Below are 21761 nucleotides of genomic sequence, written 5' to 3'. Positions count from 1 at the left end.
CGCGAAGGAGCAACGCATGACGAACACCGCACCAAAAAACCCACTCTCACGACCGGGATTCATCGCCGCCGCAATCATCGTCGGGATCATCCTCCTCGCCGCAATCATCGTCCTCGTCACATCGCTGACCCGCGACACGGGCGATAACACCACCCAACCAACGAGCAACCCCACGTCGACCGGCCCCAGCGGCGACGCCGCCGACAAGAGCGTGTGCGGCCTCTCAGGGCTGGAGACGAAGAGTTCGCTGACGCTGGCACCACCCAACGAATGGGAACTCGTGGGTTCTGTCGCCGCACCTACCGATCCGGAGGGCGCGGGACCGGGCACCACCGCGGGTCAATTTCGAACGTGCTTCGCACATACGGCGGAAGGAGCCCTCTTCGCGGCAGTGAATGCCGTAGCCGCCAGCACCGACTCGCGAAACTCATCCCGGATGTGGGAATTGCTAGCTAATGGACCGGCCAAAGACGCTGTTAAAGCCGCCGGCGAGCAGACAACGTCTTCCGGCAACACTCGCCTTCAAGTTGCTGGTTTCAAGGTGAACAACTACTCAGCCGCCGAGGCCACGATCGACGTTGCCTACACGATTACCTCAGAGGGAGGATCCCTCGTGAGTTATCCAACGGTGGTCCGCTGGGAAGATGGCGATTGGAAGGTCGTCGTAACGGAAACTGGGGCACCTATTGCGCCTGGCCCGTTGTCCAATCTTGGCGGCTACATTCCTTGGTCCGGTGTCTAGCTTGGCTGTAACGGATATTGATTGCTCAAACCCAGTCAACGCCATTCTCAACGCCGCTGACTGCGCCCAGCAGGGCGTCGGCGACTTCGTCGCGAATGCGTCGAATGATGCCGTTCAAGGGCTGGCGAACAGTGTTTTGGAGGGATTTGGGAAGGCTCTGGCGAGTGTTGGGACGATGTGGGTTGCTGTGCCAACACCAGTCCTCACTGCCGGTGAGGGTACGACTGAGACGCTAACGGCTCCTCCGGGGTCAGATTCTTTCACCACCATTCTTGGATACGTGACCTTTACCGGGCTCACGCTTGCGGTGTTGTCGATCATCGCTCTTGGCGCGACCATCGCTCTTCGGAGCCGTCGTGGTGAGGGCTTCCGTCATGTAGGCACCCTCGGCGTCATCTTCATAGCGATCTTGCTCATCTCTGGTGCGTCCGCTCTCATCGGCGGGCTCCTGGGCGCGAATGCGCCCGAAGGATCATCGACGACCGTTGGGTTCTTACAGAACTCGCTCTGGTATTACGTCGGTGGCCTGGCGATTCTCTCGGTGATCATTGGCGGGATTCGAATGGCGTGGGAACAGCGTGCACAGCCGGGCAAGGATCTCATCCAGTCACTGATTACCCTCATTGTGGTTTCAGGTACCGGCCTTGCAATCATCACCCTCGCCACGACTGCTGCCGATGCGTTCTCAATTTGGATCCTTAACGGAGCTACGGACTGTGATGTGTCAGCGGCCGGTGAGTCCAATTGTTTTGGAACGAACGTCGCCGCACTGGTGGCAGTCACGGCCAGCTCACCGATCGGACTTATCGGGGTTCTCATCCTGGGCTCGATTGCTCTTCTGATGACCTACGTCCAGGTGGCACTCATGGTCGTTCGCGGCGGGCTGCTGGTCATCCTGGCCGGCGTGCTGCCGCTGACAGCGAGCTTCACGAACACGCAAATGGGCAAGCAATGGTTTGGGAAGGTGGTCGGCTGGACGATCGCCTTCATTCTCTACAAGCCCGCAGCGGCGCTCATCTATGCAGCGGCGTTCAGCCTCACCGGCACGGACGCTTTCAAGGATGACGGCGGAGGCATTTGGACGATTCTCACCGGTCTTGCGCTGATGCTCATGGCCCTCATCGCCTTGCCCGCTCTCCTCAAATTCGTCGCTCCCATGACCGGCGCCGTCGCCGGCGGCGGCACCGCCGGTATGGCATTGGCCGGCGCAGCAGGCGCGATCGGCGGCGACCTCGCCAGCGGAGCAATCAAACGAATGAGCAGCTCATCATTGACCCCCACCGGCGGCGGAGGAGGTGGCAGCAGCGATGCTCCGACCGGTTCAAGCACGCCCGGCGGCGGCAAGCCCTCGGCTCCCACCCCAACCCCCTCCGGTGCTGGGGGCAGCTCTGCAGCCGGTGCAGGAGCCGGGACAGCTGGCGGTGGCGCTGCAGCTGGGGGAGTGGCAGCTGGGGGCGGTGCCGCGGCCGGTGGGGCTGCAGCTGCGGCTTGGCCTGCCGCGCCCATTGTGATGGGTGCACAGATGGCGGGAGCCGCCGCCAAGGGCGCGGCCAACGCTGCGAAGAGTGCCGTGCAGTCGGCGGCCGATGATTCAACTGGACCTAGCGGTTCCTAAGCAGGAGGTTCCTCGATGACAACGAATAGCGCACCGCGCAGCTACGGCAATTGGACGAAACCAAAGACCGCTGGTCTTCTGGGTTTGGGGTCAATTGGTACGGCGATTTTGTTCGTTGGGGCTGGTTTCAGCGTCATCGTGACGATGGCCTCAAATATTCTGAACGGCGTCGTCACGGCGATCGTGTTCGGGATGTTCCTGCTGACGGTCGCAGTGAAAGACAAGCACGGTCAAAGCCTGCTCATGCGGGCCACCACCCGGGTCGGGTGGATAGTGACTAAGAGCACAGGGACGCACATCTACCGGTCCGGTCCTCTCGGACGGGCAGAGTGGGGCACAGCGCAACTGCCGGGCCTGGCCGCGGGTTCACGGCTGACGGAGTGGCACGATAGCTACAACCGCCCCTTCGCCTTGTTGCAGATCCCCACTACCGCGGACTACACCGTCGTCATCGCGACGGAGCCCGACGGCGCAGCGCTCGTCGACCGCGAACAGGTCGACGTGTGGGTTGCCGAATGGGGCATGTGGCTCGCCAGCCTCGGCGACGAACCCGGCATCGAGGCCGTATCCGTGACGATTGAAACCGCTCCCGACACGGGCACGCGGCTCCGCCGCGAAGTGAACAGTCGGATTGATCCAGCCGCCCCAGAATTTGCCAAGAGCATCCTGCACGACCTGGTGCGGCAGTACCCGGCCGGTTCTGCGACGATCAAGGCCTATGTCGCCATTACTTTCAACGCGGCTGCTCGCGTTGGAGGGAAGAAGCGCACCCCCGATGAAATGGGCCGCGAGCTGGCCTCGCGCCTGCCCGGTCTCACGCAAAGCCTGTCCTCGACCGGCGCCGGGGCGACACGTCCTTTAAGCGCCCAAGAACTCTGCGAAGTCATCCGCGTCGCCTACGACCCGGCTGCAGCACGTCTCATCGATGACGCGAACGCGGCCGGTGAGCCGCCGGAACTGTACTGGCCCGAGGTCGGCCCGACAGCTCATCAGGCGAACTGGGACACCTACCGGCACGATTCGGCCGTGTCGGTGACGTGGATGATGAGCGGTGCCCCGCGCGGCAACGTTCCCTCGAGCATTCTGGCTCGCCTGTTGGCGCCGCACCGCGACGTCGCGCGGAAGCGTGTCACGCTGCTCTACCGCCCGATCGATGCGGCCAAGGCCGCGGCGATCGTCGAGGCTGACGTGCGCGCCTCGACGTTCAATTTGCAGTCCTCGAACAAGCCCACAGCACGGAGCATGACCGCGACCCGGGCGGCTCTCGCCACGGCGCAGGAGGAAGCGTCGGGCGCTGGCCTGGTCAACTTCGGGATGCTCGTCACCGCTACGGTGATCGACACCTCCCACGAGGCCGACGCGAAGGCCGCGATCGACAACCTCTCCGCTACGGCACGGCTGCGGCTGCGCATCGTGCATGGTTCTCAGGATTCCGCGTTCGCGGCCGCACTTCCCCTAGGCCTGGTCCTGCCGAAGCATTTGCGCATTCCGTCTGAGGTTAGGGAGCAGCTGTAATGCCCGCCATTGATTCCAACCGTCGCAAGGTCTCGAAGCCGCGCGAACTGGCCAAGCCCAAGCAGACGAAGGCCGACAAGGAGAAGAAGCCCCAGGTCCGTCGCCCCGGTCCTCGGGGGTGGCCCGGCCGTGGTCGGGGTGAGGCCAGCGTCGTCCAGCCGGCTGATGAGTGGCGCGGAACGACCGTGCAGGTGTGCGGCATGCACCCTTTCTCGGTCGGAACAGGAACCCCGATGGTCGGCGTCCCGATCGGCCTGCAACTCTTTACTGGAGCGACCGTGTGCGCCGACCCCATTTCCTGGTTCCAAGACGCCGGCCTGATATCGAACCCCTCGGTGTTCGTGCTCGGCCTGCCGGGCCTGGGCAAATCAACGCTCATTCGGCGGATGGCGGCCGGCGGCGCAGGATTCGGAAACCTGCCGCTGGTGCTCGGTGATCTGAAACCCGACTACGTCGACATGATCCGTGCTCTCGGCGGGCAGGTCATCACCCTGGGTCGTGGCCGCGGGCACCTGAACATCCTCGATCCCGGCGAAGCCACCGCGGCCGCCGAACGGCTGCGCCTCGCAGGCAAGGAGAAGGAACGTCAAATGGTGCTCGCCGACGCTCACGGACGCCGGCAAACGATGGTCTCGGCCCTCCTCACCATCCTCCGCAAAGACGCACCGTCCGCTCGCGAAGAAGCCATCATCGATCGGGCCCTCACCGTGCTCGACGAGCGCAACGAGGGCATCCCGGTGCTCGGCGACTTGCTGCGCGTGATTCAGGAGGCCCCCGCTGAAGTGCGCGCGGTGGCCTTGGACCGTGGCGACCTTGAACGCTACAAGAAGATCACAGAGGAGCTGGAGGCCTCACTCATTAGCCTCACCTCGGGTGGACGTTTGGGCGAGACCTTCGCCCATCCCACCGACGTTCCCATGAGGAGGGATCGCCCTGTGGTGTACGACGTGTCCTCGATCGATGACTCCGACACCGATATGCAGGCCGCGATTCTGCTGGCCTGCTGGTCGGCGGGATTTGGCACCGTGAACATCGCCAACGCCCTCGCTGACGCCGGTCTCGAGCCACGCCGTCACTACCTGGTCGTGCTCGACGAGCTCTGGCGGGCGCTTCGCGCTGGAGCGGGCATGGTCGACCGGGTCGAGGCCCTCACCCGGTTGAACCGTCAACGCGGCGTGGGCCTCGCCATGATTTCGCACACGATGAGCGACCTTCTCTCCCTGCCCAACGAGTCCGACCGGATGAAAGCACGCGGATTCGTCGAGCGAAGCGGCATGGTCATCGCCGGCGGTCTACCGGGCGCGGAAATGCCCATGCTCACCAGCGCCGTTCCGCTCTCGCGCGCCGAACAGGAACTTCTCACCTCCTGGCAGGCGCCGGGCACCTGGGATACCGGGTTGGGGCGCGAATCCGACCCTCCCGGCCGAGGAAAGTTCCTCATCAAGGTCGGCGGGCATCCGGGCATCCCCGTCAAGGTCGAACTGATCGAATCGGAACGGGCGATCAACGACACCAACAAACTCTGGCATCCCGCTGCCTCGTTCCCCGAACCCGACGAGTCGAACCCGACTATTGGACGGGGCAACGCCGACGACGCCCGGCACGAGTTCGACGGCGACGCCGACAGTCCAGCGACCGAAGAGGAAAGTGCAGCGTGAGCGCATCGAACAGGCGAAACCAAAACGGCCTCGACGGGCAAACGATCATGCTGATCGTCTGCCTCACGCTCGTGGCCGTAGCCCTGGGCACCGTGTGGGTGGCCGTGACGTGGGGCTCACACATGGACGGGGTCAACCCCGACTTGACCGGTGACCCGTTCGGGCTGTTTTTCGGCGTGCTGGGAGGCTCCGTAATCTGGCCGGCCTCCGCGACATGGATTCTTGCGGCCGTACTCGTCGTGGTCCTCGTCCTGGGCATCCTCGTCGCCGTATCTGTCTCGCGTGCCCGACGGCGCCGAAGCAACGTCGACGGGGCTGCGACCTACATGGGCAAGGGGCGCGATCTTCGCGCGCTCTCGGCCACGGGCGCGAAGGCGACCGCGCACCGCCTCGGCGTCACCGACTGGCTCGGCGTCCCCATCGGCATCACCGTTGCCGGCCGCCAGAAACTCTACGGCTCCCCCGAAGACATGCACGTAGACATCTGGGGCCCGCGCACCGGCAAATCGACGAGCCGGGCGATTCCCGCGATTCTGTCTGCTCCTGGCGCCGTCCTCACGACGTCGAACAAGCGTGACGTGCTCGACGCTACGCGTGATGTGCGCGAAGCCGCGGGCGGCCGCACGTGGGCATTCGACCCGCAGCGCATCGCGCTCGAAGAACCAACCTGGTGGTGGAACCCACTCAGCTACGTCACCGACGACGTCAAGGCCGCGAAACTAGCCGAACACTTCGCTTCCGGCTCCCGGGCCGGCGACGCACGCGCCGACCCGTATTTCGACAACGCCGGCCAAGACCTCCTGGCCGGTTTCCTGCTAGCCGCAGCCCTCGCCGAACTGCCCATCACAAAGGTATTCACCTGGACGACGATGCCCGGCGAAGAAACACCCGTGGACATTCTTCGCGCACACGGCTACGACCAAATGGCCGACGCCGTGGCCGGGCAAGTCAACGGTGAAAGCCGACGCCGCGACAGCGTCTACGGGACAGCCGCACAAATGGCCTCGTGCTTGAAAGTACGCTCGATCGCCCAATGGGTCACCCCCCTCGGCGGCAACCTGGCCGGGGATTCCCGGCCGCAATTCGACCCACACGCGTTCGTCCGCAGCCACGACACCCTCTACAGCCTTTCCAAGGAAGGCAAGGGCACCGCGGGTCCGTTAGTCACCGCGCTCACCGCGGCGACCGTCGAAGCCGCCGAAGAGCTGGCCACGACACAAACCGGCGGACGCCTGGCGACTCCGCTGCTCGGCGTACTCGACGAAGCCGCGAACGTGTGCCGCTGGCACGGACTTCCTGACCTGTATTCACACTACGGATCGCGCGGAATCGTCTTGATGACCATTCTGCAGTCGTGGTCACAGGGCGTCGAAGTATGGGGCAGAGACGGGATGCGCAAGCTCTGGTCAGCTTCCAACATCGCCGTCTACGGCGGCGGCGTGAAAGAACCAGAGTTCTTGAACGAATTGTCCCAGATGGTCGGCGACTACGACAAACACACGACCTCGACGAGCGTCGGCCGCGGTAACCGGTCAACCTCTCACCAAGTGCAGCGGGAACGCACCCTGGACGTGGCGGATCTCGGGGCTTTGCCCCGCGGCCGCGCCGTGGTGTTCGCCTCGGGTGCCCCCGCGACGCTGATTGAAACGGTGCCCTGGATGCGTGGACCGCACGCGAATGCCGTGAAGGCATCGATCGCGGCGCACGACCCCGCCAACCGTTCAGCGTCAACGACCACCCCGCCTGCGTCGAGCACGACGGTGCCGGTGCCGGCGCTGAGCACGCGCACGCGGTTGGATGCCGCGCCGGACCGGAAGGATGAACTGTGAGCGACCTCGATGAGTACCGCGACGATGAAGAAACAACGGAAGCAGAGGAAGTCCAGCCCGAGCTCTTCCATGCCTCAGTTGATGAATTCGTACGTGACCGGCTCGTTCACCTGTACAAGCGCAAGGTAGGACCACAGAACGACGGCCGATACCGGTGGGCCGCCGACTGGTGGGCCTACCCAGAAGCCGTGAGCAGGCTCGAGTCGCTATGGCGCTCCTGGGAACACCTACGCCAAGACGGCGCAACTGGCATGAGCACCTGGTGGCGCGACCACGCCGACCACCACATGCCAATCCTCCTCGACCCCGAAGGACCCTTCACCAAATCAACGGACCGCAACAACCACGGTGACCCGCTGCCCTACGTTGCCCCGCCAGAAGGGTTTTTCCCCGATATGAGAAAAGCGTGACCGAAAGGTAATGGTCATTCCTGGGTATCAGCACGCTGATAACCACTGGTTCAGATGCAAAAGTGAACAGTAAACGCCCCGGTAGGGGACGCTATCGACGTGGTTCTTGAGCAATTCGGGCCCAGTTCACGGGCTCAGTGCACCCATCCAATCACTGCGACGGGCTCCGCTGTCGGCCCCATTCGAGTCTTTATCGTCACATCATCCAGTGTCGTCATGACGGCACCCTCCCCGCCGAACTCACGCTCAGTGTGTCTGGTACGAAACACCATTTAAAGGACAGACCCTTCGTCAGCAACGGCTCCCGTCGACACAGTGGGTGCAGGGAACATTTGGCAGTGGAGGTCTGTTCTACGTGACGTGGCTCGCTCCGACCGGAAGCAATTTGCGGTTCGAGCAGCCCAATGACTACGAAGGAGTCCGCACGATGACCACAACGACAGAAACAGCGATCTTGGCCGGCGGATGCTTTTGGGGAGCGCAGCAGTTGTTGCGTAAGCGCCCAGGAGTGATCTCGAGCCGAGTCGGATATTCCGGCGGCGAGGTGGTGAACCCTACCTACCGTCACCACAATGGCCATGCGGAATCGGTCGAGATCGTGTTCGATCCCGACCAGATCGCCTACCGTGACGTGCTGGAGTTCTTCTTCCAAATCCATGACCCGTCGACGAAGAACCGTCAAGGCAACGACGTCGGCAACAGCTACCGATCGGCGATCTTCTACAGCAATGACGAACAGAAGCGCATCGCGGAAGACACGATCGCCGATGTCGACGCCTCCGGCCTCTGGCCCGGCAAAGTTGTCACCGAGGTGACCCCGGCTGGCGACTTTTGGGAGGCCGAGGAGGAGCACCAGGACTACCTCGAGAAGCTCCCAAACGGCTACACCTGCCACTATGTGCGTCCCGGATGGAAGCTCCCGAAGCGTGAGCAGCTCGCGTCCTAGCTTTCTCTGTGGTTTTGCCCGGATCGCACCGGGCAAAGGTTTGCGCCACGGCACCAGCGTCGTGCGCAGGGCCGCGGGCAAACCCACAGCCCTGGCCGCTTCGGTTAGCAAGACGTCCCTTGCGCCGAAACCAGGACCACCAGTGGCATACCCCGGACAGCGCGACCCTCACTAAACCACGCCCGAACCCTGGGAACAGAACCAAAACGAAATCAGGAATCCCTCACCGGCCGACCGTTAGATCCACGCTTATCGCTGCGATCCTCGGGAGAGCCCACCACGTTCACGCTGTTGAACCGTTGATGTGCTTGCTCGTCGGGCTTTCGGTGCACGCCCGGGCTGTGACCGGACCGCTTCACGTGGGTGCTTCGCCTGGTCGCCGTCCGCGAGGATGCGGGCGTCGATGGTTTTCTGGTCGGCCTTGCCTTCAAGGCTCGAGGCGAACTGTCGGCGGCGCTCTGAGCTGTCGTAGTCGAGGCCGCTCGTGCCGCGGGTCACCTCAGCTTCGCGGTGCAGCTGCTCGGCCTGACGCTGGCTCTCCGGATCGTTGGTGCGGTCGGCGTCAGTGTTGTCCTGATCGAGTTCGTTGGCCCGGGCGTCGCGCCTGTTCACGTCAGCGAGAAGCAACTGTGAAGCGGTGAGTTCTTCGCCGGCACGTTCCCGCTGGGCGCGGGCCTGGTCCCGGTCATGCTCGGCGCCTTGAAGTGCGGCCGCGACGGCCACCGGGTCGGCCCCTGGTGCGTCGACGTCGATACCGTATCGCTCGCGTACTTCGTCGCGGATGCGTGTCTCCGCAGAGTTGGCAACGTCATCGTAGTCGCGCCAGACGGTCGCGGTTTCGTGGGCACCGGCAATATCTTCGGGCGTGGCCTGGTTCCACCATTCGGGTTGCTGCACCGGTGCGAGGCTCGCGCGCGCAGCTCCGCGTTCCGCCTCGAACCGTGCTTCAAGCTCGCGGGTCTGCTGCGTCGCTGCTGCTTCACGCTGGCGGGCGAGCTGTTCGCGCAGCCTGGCGATACGTTCCCCGAATTGCGAAGCGATGGTGAGCGCTATCCGCAGCTGGTCGTCGAAGGCTTCGCCTACCCCGTCTGTGTCCTCGGCCATAATCTTTCCCCTGCTCTCTTAATCTCGTCCTAGGCCTTCACGCTCGCGTGGCGTGGCTGGCATTTTGCGCTTGGTGGGCTCTAACGTGTTCGGAACCGGCGAACCTGATCGCGGAGCGGCCAGGCCTTCGGTCGCCACCCGCACGGCCTCAGCCACGCGGGAGTTCTCCGGGGTCATCTCTGGCCGGTTATCCGTCGGCTTACCGAGTCGTTGCACTGCTGGGAGGCGGTCGCGTACTGTGGCGACCTGGTTGCTCATGACGGAGGCGATCTGCTCGGCCCGGCGGGCGTCACCGTGGGCGCTGTGCATGTCAAGGATCGCTACCGCGGTGCGTCCCAGCTGGCGCAGCATGATCGCTTCAGCCATCGTGCCCTGGCCCCCCGTCGCCGCTTGCATCAGGATCATCGCAGCGTTCGCAGCCGACCCCAGCTGGACCGGCTTCGGCCGGGACTCGTGCGCCCGCAGATGCGCAGACCGAGCCAACTGACGGGACGTTTCAGCGAGCGGGCCCGGTGTTGCCTCGACCCGCTGCGACCACGCCGCGAATACGCCAGCTGTCTCTCTTGCGACGTGCGCCCACGTGGCCCGGTCCGTGACGGGGACACTGCGCAGCTGGTCGCGGAGTCGACCAATCTCGTCGCTGTACTGCTTCCACATTTCGGGGTTCGGAGTGTGCTCCTCACGCCCGGGGGCAACGGGCCGGTACTGCCACGGGTTCTTCGCCGTGGCCCGCCATTCCTCTACCGCGCCCTGCGCAGTCTGCGGACTGTCAGGCCAGCCCTCCCGAAGCCTGGGCAACGTGAGGTCGCGCGCCAGTCGCCCGCCTCCGTACCAAATCGGCTGTGATCCCTCGACTGGTCGCATCGCCACCGAATAGCCCGCCACGACATCGTCCCGACCAGCCGCGTAGCGTGGCCGGGCGAGAACCCCGCCCTGACGGAGGCGACGCACGAATTCGCCCTCATCGACCGACGCTGTTGCCGCCGCCCGGACCGTGCGCTCCAGCTTGTGCGGATCGATCTCGGCCGCATTGGCCCGCCCGGCACGTTCACGTTCGGCCGGCTTGAAGCCACGCTCCCCGAGCCCCAGCCCACGGCTTTCCAACTGCTCAAGCCCGTACTCGCTTTCGAGATCGCGGCACACCTCCTGGGCACGCCGGAAATCGTTGTGCGTGCTGGCCTTGGTACCATCCTCACGCACCAAAGAAACCGCCAAATGCACATGGTCGTTACCGTTCGTCGACAACCCGTGACGCGCCGCCACCCACCGGCACGCGGCCTTACCGCTCACCTCGGTGAAGCCCATCCGATCCGCGAAGTCCTGCGCAATCGCGCCCCACTTCTCGTCGCTCAACTGCCCCTCCTCGGCACGCAACGATAGTGAGCAATGCCACACGTCAGCACCGACACGGGTTGAGACCGTCTCGCCCGTCTCCGGGTCCGTGATCTGCGCAACACGCGTCACGTCGACGCCGAACCGGGTTCGCGGCTCGTCGAGGTCGTGGGCAATTTTCAACGCCGTCACCCGGTCCAGGACGTCATACCCATACATCGTCATAATCGCGGAATCACCCGCAACGAGGTGCTGATCCTCATGCTCGTTATGACGCCCATCACTGGCAAGGTAAACCATCAGGCCACCCATACGATCGCCCCGCCTGATGTTAGGCATCATGACTCGGACAACCGATCCAAAGCATCACTCAGACGCGGCACAATCGCCCGATACTCCGCGACGATCGCCTCCGCATCCTGCGGGAACACACTCTCGGTATTCGCGTACTTCGCCAACTGGTTGACATTATTGGCCACGTTCGCCATCAGACGTCGAACCGCGAAGAACTCCGCAATCACTTCCTGCCGCGCCGTATCCGTCTCAATATGCGCATTCATCGCCGACTCAAACATCAAACGCGGCACCGTCACACCAGCCACCACAGCCCGTGCACGCAACTGAGCATCCTCCTCGGCATTCACCTTCACCGTGTACCGACGATCACGCGGAACATCGACGTTAGCGCGCCGCTGACGACCAAACAAACGCCGCTCACTCTTCTCAGTCATCTCGTCACCGCCTCCCCGCATTCCAGCACCACTGCCCAGCGCAGCGAACCCGCGAACATGCGGGGACCATACGCCAAGTATGCCCGAGGAAACGCGCAGCGTCCACCGGGAAAAGCGGGTTAGGACACCTAACCCTATAGCTTGCTCCAAATCGGCATCGCCGGCATGGAGCGTTTCCGCTCTTGGTGCTTCGGTGAAATAAGCCTGAGGCGCACTTGGCCGGAGGTTCCTTCATGCCTGTAATCTGGTGAACATGAGCGATGCGAATGTGAAACCAGAGGATGTAGCCGCCCGTGCGCGGGTAATCATTGAAGCGAACGTGGACGCCCGCGTAGAAGCGGTACGAGCGCTGGCGGATGCGGGCAACGAGTACGACATCGCAGATCGGCAACTGAAGTTAGCGACCCTCGCTCACGAACACGCCTGGACTGCCGCCTTGGCTTCCGGATGGAGCGAAAAAGACCTCCGTGCAACAGGAGTCAAAGCCCCCGGTCAGTCCACCCCGAAGGTACGCAAACGACGCACCACTGCCCCGGTCACGACCGCAAACACTGAGGTGTAGCCTCCGGCCTTATACCTGTAACGAACAAGCCCCGTCGAGCACAGCTCGACGGGGCTTGTTCGTGCAACTCCGTTGCCTTTTCGGCTGTTTATCGTACGCACCATTCCTCTCTTGGCAAGGGCTTTCGCGGCATATCCTCACTCGCTGCGCTCCCTCCGGTATTCCACGGTCCCTGGCCAATTCACCCCTGACGCTGTAAATCGGCGTGCGCCAAAAGGCAATGGGGTTATAGAGAGGACCACACCATGATCGAACCGCTCACCGTGTACACGCTGCCGAACTGCATGCAATGCACGATGACCACCCGAGCCCTCGACGCCGCCAACCTGCCCTACACCGTCATCGACCTCACAACGGATACGCGGGCCAGCGACCTGATGCACCAGTTTGGCTACACGTCAGTTCCTGTTGTTGTTGCCAGCGTGGTGTCCTGGTCAGGCTTCCGGCCCGACTTGATCGCGAAGATCACGGCCCTGCGCGACCACCCCTCACCCGCCGGCGAGTAGGCGCCCCGCGATGGAATTCAGCACCCCGCAGACAGCCCCGTCCGTCAGCGACTTGGACCGCGCAACGCGCGCACGAAAAATTACGGCACGCCTCGACGACCTTCGCGCACACGGACGCCACGACTACACACTCACCGTCACCGGAACCAACTACGTGACCATCATCGACGCGCTCACAAAGGACCAAACCAAATGATCACAGCGGCCTACACCTCACCGGCATCACCCCTGATGACACCTGATCAAACCAGCGATGCCCTGGGGATCTCACTTGAGGAACTCAGCACCCTGAGACACGGCAACGCCGGACCCAAATACCACGACATCGGCTGGGGCCTCGTCCGCTACAACACCGCAGACGTCATGCGCTGGCAAAAATCACAGGCTGTGGCATAGGGCCTCATCCCGCCATTCATCGGCATCTGGGATCTCGGGGCTCGAACATTGCAGCAGCGCTTCGATCGCGCGCTGGAGCGAGCGTATTTTCTTGAGAACCGACCGTCGACAGCGAGGTGAGTGCGCTCCGGAGGAGCACCGTTATCGGGTCTGGATCTTGCAGAACTCTTGTGCCGTTTTCAGGTCCGTGTCACGCTCGGCAATTCCAATCTCGGCGACGATGCTGATCGGCTCGTCCAGCCCTGCGTCGGTGGCGCGCATCCAGTAGGCCCAGCATGTCCCTGTGCCGTTGGTTGGGTGCCCATGCTTGGAGATGAAGCGAATACCGAGGGGCTGGGTACCGTCGAAAAGCGTCACCGTATCTCTGAGCCACCCCGCGATCAAAGTCGTAATTGCCCGGTCGTCACTTGTCACATGCGCGACGGTGAGGCCTCCCGAAACCCCGAGGTCGTTCAGTTCAGTGTCGAGCGCGGCGGACAGCGCCGCGAGGGTCCTCGTTGAGGTGATGTCCACCCACCACCCCGGCGGATACGTCAGGCGGTAGAGAGCCCGGCCATCGCGCCACACCCGCGGCAGCCATCGAGCCCGCATCGTTCCGGCCTGATCCCAGTCGGCAACGACCATGGACCAATACTGATCCAGCGGAATGCCCATCGCGTCCGCGTCTTTCTGCAGAGCGCGGCGGGAACCATTGATTTCCGTGCGGTACGGAGCAAGAAGCTCCATAAAAGACGTCAGCCGGTCGTCCGTGGAGTACAACGTTCGCCCGACGGTATCGAAACGACTCCACCCCGCCGTGCCGGACTCTAGGTCTCGGGACACCGGGGCCAGAGGCCCAAACGACGTACGAGCAATACGGTAATTGCCGGGCATCGGATCATTGACAAGTTCCAACCCCGAGCGGGCACAAATCTGCATCAACCGGAGAAAGAATCGTCCATGACAGCCCGAGCCGCTGTGGCAGCGTCCTTGAACCGGTCTTCACGAATAGCAGTGACCGGAGTGTCATAGCCCAGCCACGGGTTCGCCCCAATAAACCACGCGCGAGCAACATGCTCACCTTCAGCCTCCGCCAACATCGTCCACTGCTCGTAAGCGAACTGCAGACGTCGCATCGCCTCGTTCTTCGGGGCCGGCCCCTCAGCCTTCGCCCACCGGTACGGGAGCTTGGCGTCTTTACTCCCAGCGAGCGAAGCAACAAGAGTCCCGCCCAAGAAACCATTCAATCGCCGAGTAATTTCCCGAATATCAAGCTTGATCATTCGCGTGTGAGCGGTCGTGACGTGCGTTGTGATCGCCAAAGTAACCCTTCAATCGCTAGTGCACCGAAGCACCCGTATAAATACTTCGATTACACCGATAATACACTCATTACGTCGTTTTTCTTCATTGGTACGAGCTTTTTGGCGCGATGGCCAAGACCGGCCTTTCTATCCCGCGGCACCAAATGCGCGCGCAGCGGCAAGCACACGGGGACCAACTTCATCCGGGTTACCCTCACGGATGAGCCGTGCCGGCGCTATGTCTTCAAGCCGAGGATTCATACCCTGGAACCAGGCCTGCACCACCCGCGGGTGGTCTCGCTCAGCGAGCAGACCGGCGACCTGATACGCGAGCCGCAACCGGCGAATCGCCTCGGCCGGTGGCTTCCGAGTGCCCTCAGCCCACTGCCGCACGGCCCGGGTCTCACTCACCGACCCCAGGTAGGCCACAAGCTGGGCACCCAGGATCTCACGCAGCTGACCAACCAATTCAGCGATCTCCGAACGAATAGAGATCTCATATGCCCGCAGTCCGGAAGGGGTGAGTGACATGCAACGAGACTAGCTTTTTGCCAGTTCAGATACCACCTGTACCCCACCCGCAATCCCATGCCATATGACCGATAATGGTGATTATGTCAAGTTCTTGATTTCCTCACAGTTGGGTCGAACCTGCCTGGTCGGCCGAGCTCTCCCTCACGGCGAAAGCATCTCTCAGCCCCAAAATCAAGCTGAGATTCACCTGTTGCTTTCTCGTCCTGACAGATACAGCTGGGCCAACGCGATCCAGTCTTCTGGTGTAACTTCAGGCGCCCAGATTGCGAGGTATTCGCGGGGCGTGAGCCCACTCGGCGTCATTTCGATACCGTCACGATAGGTGGCAAAAGGAGAACTGGATCGACTGACGCGGAACAAAACGTCGCGAAACCGATTCTTCCCCAGTGCGAACGTCGGGAATTCCGAGACGCTCGCGCAACGCCAGGCTCGCCAGGCTTTCCCGAACGCAAATTCAAAGTCCATGATCGATGGGTTGAACTCGACAACGCCCTCCGCTGCAAGAGCTCCAAAGAATCCATTGGCTACAAGAAGGAGTTGTTGGTTGCGGGTAGTGGCCGAAGCCCCCGGATTCACGCTGCCACATCCGCCACCGTCGCAACGGCCAAAAGAAGATCTCGCTCGGCACCGAGGGCCAAAAGAGCCTCCGCCACAGACGGGTGCCCGAAACATGGGACTAGTTTCCTCTTCACGTCAGACTCCTTCTCGCTGCGCTTCTTGTCAGAAGCGAGTGACCATTCGACCTCCGAATTGAGAGAGTGAAGCACTCTTGCGACGGTCTCCGGCACGTCGACATATCCCCAGTCGTGGCCTTCGACAGCTTCCCGGAATAGTTTCGGGAACATTGGGTTTGCACCCTTGAAAGCATCTTCGATCGCCTCAATAGTGAGGTAGTTTTCCATCTCTCGCCGGGTCAGAACAAACATGTGTGACGACAGGTGATCGTCGGTGTTGTAGCGCGCTAGGTACTTGGATATCTCGGGTTTCAGAGCCGACCCTTCAACCAAGCGATCGGAATCAAGAAGGTGAACCTCAGGCCTACTAAACGGCGACAGGCGGCTCTCCCAAAGAGCAGCGGCGCCGCAGCCGCCGATAGGTATGAAGCAAAGCTCACCGTCAGTTTCCATTTGGCGAAGATCTGGATATTCAGTGGGACGGGCGGCTTGTAGCGCATCGCTCAGTGCCAGTAGACCGCCGATATCGTTCTTGCCCTCAACGATGAAGAAGCAACGCACATTGTGATCCGCGAAAGTCCCCATCGCCTTGTTCAATTGCTGGAGAACGAACCGCTCGCTGGATGTGTCACTGGAACTCCACACGCGCTTCCCCTGCTGCTCCTCGACGAAACGCACGGCTGCGATCGGTATGTTCCTCACCAAGTTCGAGCTGTGCGTCGTCATCAAAACCTGCCTGTTTGCGAGCCCCGCAACTTCAATTAGAGCGGAAACAGTTTCGCGCTGAAGATCCGGGTGGAGAGCCGTCTCGGGCTCCTCCACTGCGATGATGACGCCCCGTCGCCACTCATCCGTTTCTTCATATCCTCGCTCAACTTCCGCCCGAAAGAAGCTCAAGAGAACCAGTCTGCGTGTCCCGCTGCCACGCTTCGCAAGGGGAACATCGTTCTCGTCGACAAATTGTAGGGACGAGAATGCCTTCTGCCATACGGGGTCTAGGTTGGCCGGAATCAGCTTGGCCGCAAGATTTGGTGCGAATTCCTCCAATTTCCCAACGACTTCCAGGAGAAGTTCTGAAATCTCAGCCTTAACATCGCTCGTAAGCTTCGTGAGTTCAGCCGTATGGCGATCGAGCACGGCCTTGACTATGAGCTTGGCTGGGTCTTGGGCAACCTCATCGGACTCCGCCCCCAGCCGGTCAGCTTGAAAGAGGTGGAACAGGGGAAAGACACTCTCCAGAGCGCTGGCAACGTGCTTCCCGTCCTCTGAGTTCAACGGGATGATCGTCGGTTGCAGCGACGAGAGCCCCTTGGCTTCCCAGGCGCGCCAGATCGCCTGCCTATAGTTCAGGTTCACGCGTCGATCCTCCAGCTCCGCGACAACATCAAGAGTCGAGGCGAGGGATTTGAGTTGCGCGTGCTTCAGGCCGATAAGCGTTGGGCCGCCATCGACGACCGGGTGTAGAGCATGCGCCAAAATCTCGGGGTTGGCTCGCCCCCTGGTCCAGGTCTTGCTAATCACCAAGTGGCCGTTAGCGTCGAGGAGTTTCTCATCCTGGAGGGTCGTCACCGCAGTCTGGTCGATGACCAGCTCAGGGGGAAGGTCAGCGAATGTGCACGTGATGCGAATCGTTCCATGCCCATGAACCGAATAGTCAGAGACGTCCGGCTTTCCCTTGTCCAGGAACAGCCTCATAGCTTCCAGGATGCTGCTCTTTCCAGCGTCATTCTTGCCGGCAAACACAGTCAACGTATCGATCGACACGTAACTCGATGTCAGATATCCGCGAAAACCCTCTAGCTCAATACCCACAATGCGCATTTGTCCCCCTCGACAACAACTTGACATTCAAGTGCCAAGGCTGAGCCTGCCGGATTTGGGCCGACTCCGCAAAAGCGGACTGGTCAAGGCGCAACATGAAGCAGCGCGGCGACCAGCGATGCTAATCACCTCCGAAATAGCACCGACATCAGGCATGAGAGTGAGACACGCGTGGGAGGCAACTCGTGCGTTCCATCGTTCGGATTGTCCTTCCGAATGGAATCTATCGCCTCTACGCACCCGGCATAGCCCTAACCAATCGCCAGCAGGGTCACGCCCACAAGAATGAATGTCAAGGATGTGTCGAGATTAATCTGGGAATTGATTGAGTGTTAGCGCTTAGTGGCGGCGTTCTGTGATCGCTGTTTGGCGCATCGACCCGGTTCTCTGCGTTGCGTCAAAGGGCAGTCAGGGTCTTGTATCTCGTGCGATACGAAACAGGTCAGTTATGAGACACCACAGTCGTGAGAACTGGGGCAGCCTGGTCGACCTGGAACAGGCATTTCTATGTGTGGAAGACTCGAGAGTAGAGGGGATCTCCATGGGTGCGGGCAGCCTTGAGAGCGCATCAGGTCAGTCCCGGTTCGGAGTATTCTTCGTGCGAGATCGCACGGAGGATGCGGATGGTGCCGTCCAGGCTAGTGCCTGCACGGGTGCTGGTCTTGGCAAGTTGGCGAGGGGCTTCCAGCACTGGGAGCGACGTCGTTGTGCTCCGGCTGACCCGGGTTACTCCGCCAGTGCGGGCAGTGAGGTAGCCCTCGGATTCAAGCACTTTGTACGCCTTAGCGACGGTGCCAGGAGCGACATCGAGATCCTCCGCGAGCTGACGAACCAAGGGACGGCGCCCCTCGGCGTGCCCACAAGCGCGCAGTGGAACCTTCTCAGTCGGAGCTGCTCGTCCCCGTCCCTTTGACGATTTGGAGTAGTTGGACCCGCTCGTCGGGCGTCAGGGTTTCGCCCACTGAATGACGAGATGGTCGGATCTGTAGAAGTCGGCATGGCTGTAAATGACAGACTGTCGCGCACGGTCGAGGGACTGATACCGGTAGGTGCTGAACCGCACGATTGAGTGGGTGCTCAAGTCCTCAAATACTCAGTACTCACCGACATCGAAAAAAGAGAGATGCCCATGCTGGGCGAGGACGGAACTCAAATAGCCGCTTAATCGTCGCCCACATGAAAATTCCGTTGACTATTTCCGGATGGAGTTGACGCCGCGAGTTATCTCCGCCAATCTGAGTTTCACACGACATCTGGTTCGTGAGCATCGGGGGGAAAATGATGTTTCGAAAATGGGCGGGTGGATCGTATCGCCTGCGAGACCAGCCATTTAATGAACCGCTGCCCGGGGTAATTGTTCCGCGCGTGAAGTCAACGCAACGCATGTTTTGACCTCTCTCCGAGGGGGTCCCCGCAGACGCCCCGCGTTCCTTTCGACGTCAATCATTGTCGTCACAGCCCTTCTGTTGATAGGTTGCTCATCGGCATCGATCACGCCGGCGGTTCGAGACACAGTCGCGATCGCTCTCGTCGATAGCGGCCTCAACGATGAAAACGTCGACTTTAGCTGTTTTCATGTTTTCGATACTGACGCCGACGACCAAGGGCACGGCACTTTAGTCGCATCGATCGCAGCAGGAATCGATGAGGATAGCTGTCCTGCGTGGGCCCATCGAGTCACTTGGATTAGTTACTCCGTCTTCACTGCAGGAACCGCGTCGGCGGAGGACGTTGCGGACGCTATAGAGCAAGCTATCCGGGACCAGGTGGACGTCATTAACGTCAGCATCGCGATCGGGACGGACACCCGGGCCTTACGTGACTCGGTGAAACGCGCCGTTGAATCGGGAATCGTGGTGGTCGCGGCTGCTGGAAACAACCAAGGGATGGGGGCGGGCTACCCCGCCCGATACCCGGGAGTTATTTCCGTCGGCTCATTAGATGCCGCGGGCCATCCATCAAGCTTCTCGGCTATTGACCATGTGAATTACTTCGCACCCGGTGAAGACATTCCCGCGGTCGACCGCACGGGGGCCCGGCAGCTTGTCACCGGGACGTCAGCGGCTGCAGCAATGACCTCGAATCAAATCTTGAAAAGCTTGCTCGGCGTAGCTAAACCCGATTCCACCCTGTCCGCACTGATCGCTCACCAATCAAAGGAAGACAATCAATGAAAAAGATCGCCATCGGAGTCGTAGCGGCGCTGCTGCTCTCTGGATTCGCTTACTCGCCCGCGTTCGCAGAGACCAGCTCTGCCCCGGTAGAAGCTTCAGGCAGCGGGATGGTTGACGAGGAAAAGCTTGAATCCGCTTTCAACGACGCAGGATTGACACTGGAAGACGTGGACGCCTCGCTCACTAAAATCTCAGTCGAGACGACATCGGATTTGGGATCTGGCGAACCTGTCACGGCGCTGACAACGTTGTCGTTTGAGGACAGTAGCGCTCTTTTTTCTCTAGGGAGCATCGACACCGACTACAACGCCAACTACTCCATCCAGATACAAGAGTTGAACGACGAAGCCACCTCGTTCACCATGACAGACCTGGCCACTGGTGAGACAGAATCATATGCCGATGACGTGGGCTATGCCGCCTTCGTGCCAGTACTGGTTCTGGGAATACCTATCGCTCTAGAGATCTTGAAAACACTCCTGGTGGCATCTGCAGTTGTCATCGTCGCTGGTGTTACGTGGATCGCAGCCACTAACGCAATCGATGCCCTCAATAAAAAGGGATCAAGCTACCAACATTTCCGCGCAATGATTCTAAACGGCAAACTCGTGCTTGCAAATGGTATGTCGCTTTCCGCGGCCATCACATGGGGCCGCGGGGGGAAAGACACGTGGTCTCGCAGCGAGGCCGGCGCGCTCGCAGTTGCGAAAGGAATCAAAAACGGCCTGGCCGTAGTCGGACCTGAGCGCGATTCGGGCGGTCGCGGAAAATTCGCACACTTCCACCCGAGCAACCGCACCCCCGCAATGCACGCCTTTTTCGGACTACCCAATTGATGGACAATCACGAAGCTGACGACCGTTCAGACCTCCTGGCACGGTGGAAGAAGACCAATCCTCAGCGATGGACAACGGACGCCGTTGAAGAACACTTGAAACAGGGTTTTTGTGCATATGAAATCCCGCTCGAGGCCATTACACGCACTGACTATTCGAACGATGGAGAAGTCCGCGAGGACTTGATCTACTCGCTCTACACGATCACTCATCCGGACGTCCTATCCCGCCTGTACAGCGCAGAAGAGAAGGAAATGAAAGATGTTGGTCCTGATACGTACGATGAAAGCTGGCGGGGACTCTTCCTTCAAGAAACTTCGGGCAGTGACACTGACGATCTTGGAACGGCGCCTCTTGGAGACGCGTCTTGGCTGGCATACAACCTTCTAAACACTCAACATTTGGTGGGCCAACGCACCTCCATCGTGCTCGAGCAAGAAGACGGCCTCGTCACTGGTGCCAAGGTTTATGGGATGTCTGACCACCTAACGACGTACATGACCGCGCTGACCGGATACAGAGAGACTGGAACAGAAACTGACCAAAATTACTACTCGATGAAAACTGGCGACGTAAACGACGAAGCCTTCGTCTACTACCTCGACTGCCTCGCGCGACACAGCTTCATCTAGCCCGATACGAACAACACCTGTCAGGCTGCGGATGCTGACCCACGGTGATGCGGCAGAATTATGCTAGCTGCCGCTATCACCCGTTGGTCAGCACCGTAGTCTGACTCGTCAGAGGAACCTGCCAAGAAGTCGCCCTTGATGTGCCTCGCCCGGAGGCCAAAAAGCGGCCTATTCGATCCTGCGATGTCCGCGATCGCATAGTGGCCACCGGCCGCAGCCAGTTAATCGAACACCCCCCTCACGACGGAAATATTTCTCGGCCCATAAGCACACTGTCGTGCCGGCGTAAACGCGACCGTGGCATCAACTGCGGTCGCGACAACTGCCCTGCCCTGGAAAACTCCGCCATTCCACGAAACGGCTGTCTCGAAACCCTAGGGATACAAGACGTCTCACGCCCATGTTTCGACTCCCTGCGCGTTCGCCGGAATTGTGCGGCGGCGCCGATTCTCATAACTACG

The 21761-nt window shown here is 61.2% G+C and carries 23 protein-coding genes; 14 read left to right on the top strand and 9 right to left on the bottom strand.

Annotated elements, in window-relative coordinates; genetic code table 11:
- Positions 1-16 precede the first annotated feature (16 nt).
- From CXY80_RS02410 to msrA, 7 genes are all read left to right on the top strand, one after another.
- Positions 17-742 carry a hypothetical protein gene (locus CXY80_RS02410; protein WP_104131466.1) on the top strand — a complete coding sequence of 242 codons (726 nt, stop codon included), beginning with the start codon at positions 17-19 and terminating at the stop codon, positions 740-742.
- Positions 743-1022: 280 nt separating this feature from the next.
- Entirely contained in the window at positions 1023-2357 is a 1335-nt protein-coding gene (locus tag CXY80_RS19340) for a hypothetical protein (protein ID WP_158251532.1), read from the top strand.
- Positions 2358-2372: 15 nt separating this feature from the next.
- Positions 2373-3872, top strand: a complete 1500-nt coding sequence (locus CXY80_RS02400; protein WP_199182210.1) for an SCO6880 family protein — start codon at positions 2373-2375, stop codon at positions 3870-3872.
- A complete protein-coding gene (locus CXY80_RS02395; protein ID WP_233194834.1) occupies positions 3872-5530 on the top strand; it encodes a type IV secretory system conjugative DNA transfer family protein in 1659 nt (552 codons plus the stop codon). The genes CXY80_RS02400 and CXY80_RS02395 overlap by 1 nt, the downstream gene beginning before the upstream one ends.
- Positions 5527-7359 carry a type IV secretory system conjugative DNA transfer family protein gene (locus CXY80_RS02390; RefSeq protein ID WP_233194833.1) on the top strand — a complete coding sequence of 611 codons (1833 nt, stop codon included), beginning with the start codon at positions 5527-5529 and terminating at the stop codon, positions 7357-7359. Before CXY80_RS02395 ends, CXY80_RS02390 begins: the two co-directional genes overlap by 4 nt.
- The gene (locus CXY80_RS02385; protein WP_104131464.1) at positions 7356-7769 is read left to right on the top strand and encodes a DUF4913 domain-containing protein; all 414 of its coding nucleotides are present in this window, start codon (positions 7356-7358) and stop codon (positions 7767-7769) included. Before CXY80_RS02390 ends, CXY80_RS02385 begins: the two co-directional genes overlap by 4 nt.
- 427 nt (positions 7770-8196) lie before the next feature.
- Complete coding sequence (gene msrA / locus CXY80_RS02380) at positions 8197-8715, top strand: peptide-methionine (S)-S-oxide reductase MsrA (protein WP_104131477.1); 519 nt, start codon at positions 8197-8199, stop codon at positions 8713-8715.
- 249 nt (positions 8716-8964) lie between these two features.
- On the opposite strand, the gene CXY80_RS02375 is transcribed toward msrA, so the two are convergent.
- The 3 genes from CXY80_RS02375 to mobC are packed head-to-tail and all read right to left on the bottom strand — an operon-like array spanning position 8965 to position 11882.
- Complete coding sequence (locus CXY80_RS02375; protein WP_104131463.1) at positions 8965-9819, bottom strand: hypothetical protein; 855 nt, start codon at positions 9817-9819, stop codon at positions 8965-8967.
- Between the two features lie 18 nt (positions 9820-9837).
- Positions 9838-11451: a relaxase/mobilization nuclease domain-containing protein gene (locus CXY80_RS02370; RefSeq protein ID WP_233194830.1), complete on the bottom strand. Its 1614-nt coding sequence runs from the start codon at positions 11449-11451 to the stop codon at positions 9838-9840.
- Positions 11452-11489: 38 nt separating this feature from the next.
- Positions 11490-11882, bottom strand: coding sequence for a plasmid mobilization relaxosome protein MobC (mobC, locus tag CXY80_RS02365; RefSeq protein ID WP_158251531.1), 393 nt, complete (start codon positions 11880-11882; stop codon positions 11490-11492).
- 253 nt (positions 11883-12135) lie between these two features.
- Here mobC and CXY80_RS02360 point away from each other — a divergent pair, with 253 nt between their 5' ends.
- The 4 genes from CXY80_RS02360 (at position 12136) to CXY80_RS02345 (ending at position 13346) form a co-directional block, all read left to right on the top strand.
- Entirely contained in the window at positions 12136-12444 is a 309-nt protein-coding gene (locus tag CXY80_RS02360; RefSeq protein WP_104131460.1) for a hypothetical protein, read from the top strand.
- Positions 12445-12689: 245 nt separating this feature from the next.
- On the top strand, positions 12690-12950 hold the full coding sequence (locus CXY80_RS02355) for a glutaredoxin domain-containing protein (protein WP_104131459.1): 261 nt from the start codon (positions 12690-12692) through the stop codon (positions 12948-12950).
- Between the two features lie 10 nt (positions 12951-12960).
- Positions 12961-13146, top strand: a complete 186-nt coding sequence (locus CXY80_RS02350; protein WP_104131458.1) for a hypothetical protein — start codon at positions 12961-12963, stop codon at positions 13144-13146.
- The gene (locus CXY80_RS02345) at positions 13143-13346 is read left to right on the top strand and encodes a hypothetical protein (protein ID WP_104131457.1); all 204 of its coding nucleotides are present in this window, start codon (positions 13143-13145) and stop codon (positions 13344-13346) included. Before CXY80_RS02350 ends, CXY80_RS02345 begins: the two co-directional genes overlap by 4 nt.
- Before the next feature lie 141 nt (positions 13347-13487).
- On the opposite strand, the gene CXY80_RS02340 is transcribed toward CXY80_RS02345, so the two are convergent.
- The 6 genes from CXY80_RS02340 to CXY80_RS02320 all read right to left on the bottom strand — a co-directional run bounded on the left by CXY80_RS02340 (position 13488) and on the right by CXY80_RS02320 (position 18430).
- The gene (locus CXY80_RS02340; protein ID WP_146070641.1) at positions 13488-14105 is read right to left on the bottom strand and encodes a hypothetical protein; all 618 of its coding nucleotides are present in this window, start codon (positions 14103-14105) and stop codon (positions 13488-13490) included.
- A gap of 158 nt (positions 14106-14263) precedes the next feature.
- The gene (locus CXY80_RS02335) at positions 14264-14608 is read right to left on the bottom strand and encodes a hypothetical protein (RefSeq protein ID WP_199182209.1); all 345 of its coding nucleotides are present in this window, start codon (positions 14606-14608) and stop codon (positions 14264-14266) included.
- 168 nt (positions 14609-14776) lie between these two features.
- Positions 14777-15160 (bottom strand): hypothetical protein, encoded by a 384-nt coding sequence (locus tag CXY80_RS02330; protein WP_104131454.1) that lies wholly within the window; start codon positions 15158-15160, stop codon positions 14777-14779.
- Positions 15161-15346: 186 nt separating this feature from the next.
- Entirely contained in the window at positions 15347-15739 is a 393-nt protein-coding gene (locus CXY80_RS19035; protein ID WP_104082774.1) for a hypothetical protein, read from the bottom strand.
- Positions 15736-17658, bottom strand: coding sequence for an ATP-binding protein (locus CXY80_RS02325; RefSeq protein ID WP_158251184.1), 1923 nt, complete (start codon positions 17656-17658; stop codon positions 15736-15738). The genes CXY80_RS19035 and CXY80_RS02325 overlap by 4 nt, the downstream gene beginning before the upstream one ends.
- 568 nt (positions 17659-18226) lie before the next feature.
- Positions 18227-18430: a hypothetical protein gene (locus CXY80_RS02320; protein ID WP_233193068.1), complete on the bottom strand. Its 204-nt coding sequence runs from the start codon at positions 18428-18430 to the stop codon at positions 18227-18229.
- Positions 18431-19046: 616 nt separating this feature from the next.
- Here CXY80_RS02320 and CXY80_RS02315 point away from each other — a divergent pair.
- Genes CXY80_RS02315 through CXY80_RS02305 form a run of 3 tightly spaced genes read left to right on the top strand, consistent with a single transcriptional unit; the run spans position 19047 to position 21300 of the window.
- Positions 19047-19832, top strand: coding sequence for a S8 family serine peptidase (locus tag CXY80_RS02315; RefSeq protein WP_104082777.1), 786 nt, complete (start codon positions 19047-19049; stop codon positions 19830-19832).
- Positions 19829-20668 carry a hypothetical protein gene (locus CXY80_RS02310; protein ID WP_104082778.1) on the top strand — a complete coding sequence of 280 codons (840 nt, stop codon included), beginning with the start codon at positions 19829-19831 and terminating at the stop codon, positions 20666-20668. Before CXY80_RS02315 ends, CXY80_RS02310 begins: the two co-directional genes overlap by 4 nt.
- Positions 20665-21300, top strand: coding sequence for a hypothetical protein (locus CXY80_RS02305; protein WP_134379357.1), 636 nt, complete (start codon positions 20665-20667; stop codon positions 21298-21300). Before CXY80_RS02310 ends, CXY80_RS02305 begins: the two co-directional genes overlap by 4 nt.
- Positions 21301-21761: the final 461 nt, after the last annotated feature.

The organism is Cryobacterium sp. M91, assembly GCF_002929615.1.
Lineage (GTDB): Bacteria > Actinomycetota > Actinomycetes > Actinomycetales > Microbacteriaceae > Cryobacterium > Cryobacterium levicorallinum.
The sequence above is the reverse complement of the archived record's forward strand: the minus strand, read 5'-3'. Positions and strand labels throughout refer to the sequence as shown.